Source organism: Streptomyces triticagri (genome assembly GCF_003429565.1).
GTDB lineage: Bacteria > Actinomycetota > Actinomycetes > Streptomycetales > Streptomycetaceae > Streptomyces > Streptomyces triticagri.
On record NZ_QUAK01000130.1, the window covers coordinates 1 to 836 of the forward strand.

1 protein-coding gene is annotated in these 836 nt (G+C 62.3%); it reads right to left on the reverse strand.

What is annotated here, in order from left to right; translation table 11 throughout:
* Positions 1-89 precede the first annotated feature (89 nt).
* The gene (locus DY218_RS24255; protein ID WP_128558270.1) at positions 90-458 is read right to left on the reverse strand and encodes a hypothetical protein; all 369 of its coding nucleotides are present in this window, start codon (positions 456-458) and stop codon (positions 90-92) included.
* Positions 459-836 lie beyond the last annotated feature (378 nt).

The following is an 836-nucleotide window of genomic DNA, read 5'->3' on the forward strand; positions in this document are numbered from 1 at the left end:
AAGACTGCCCGACGCGCAGCCAGCTTAAGGGGCCATGATCACTCACCCCAAAGCAGCTCCAGCCCAAACCCGCTCCACCGACCGCTCGATCAGCGCGCGAGTCGCCGGGCCAGCGTTTCGACGAGTTCGGCGTCCTCTTCGTCCAGCGAGTCAAGAACTGGCGTCAGACTGAGCATTCGCGCCGAGAGATGCGTATCTGTCTCCACCCCATACCAGTCAGCAGCCACCATGACGGCCACCTGGTCGGCTGTCGTGTTGAACAGCTTGGCAATGCCATCGATTGCTTCCGGAGTAGGAGGGCCTACGCGGGCGCCACCCGGGCCTTCCCAGGCTCCATACTCGACGACGTTCTTCCACCAAGAATGGGAACGAACGCGGTCGCAGTTCACGGACATCGTGATGTAGTCCGAAGTTCTTGCAACCTTCGTAGCTGTGTCCCGGAATGGAGTGCTCGACATGCTGCGATCATTACGCATGTGCGCTCATCTCACAATGGTTTGAGCGAAACGAAAAGTGATCAGGCCGTCCGGGAGCCGTACCGCAGCGAAGTACCGCAACCGCAGCAACCACCCTCGTCCGGGTAGTGCCCGGAGGGGACCCTACGGTGACCGATCTGGCCGCTACTGACCGTTCCATGTAGGGCCACGGGTCAGGAGGCACCACGTGCCCGTTCCGTGCCCGACGGAGCGGGGAACAGCGGGGAATGACGAGTGCGGTCGCAGTTCGCAGGAACGGCCAGCCGTACCCGTTCGTGCAGGTCACCGCATCAACTTCCGCCGGATCGCCGGTGATTCCCAAGCTCAGAGCGCGGGTTCGATTCCCGTCACCCGCTCCAT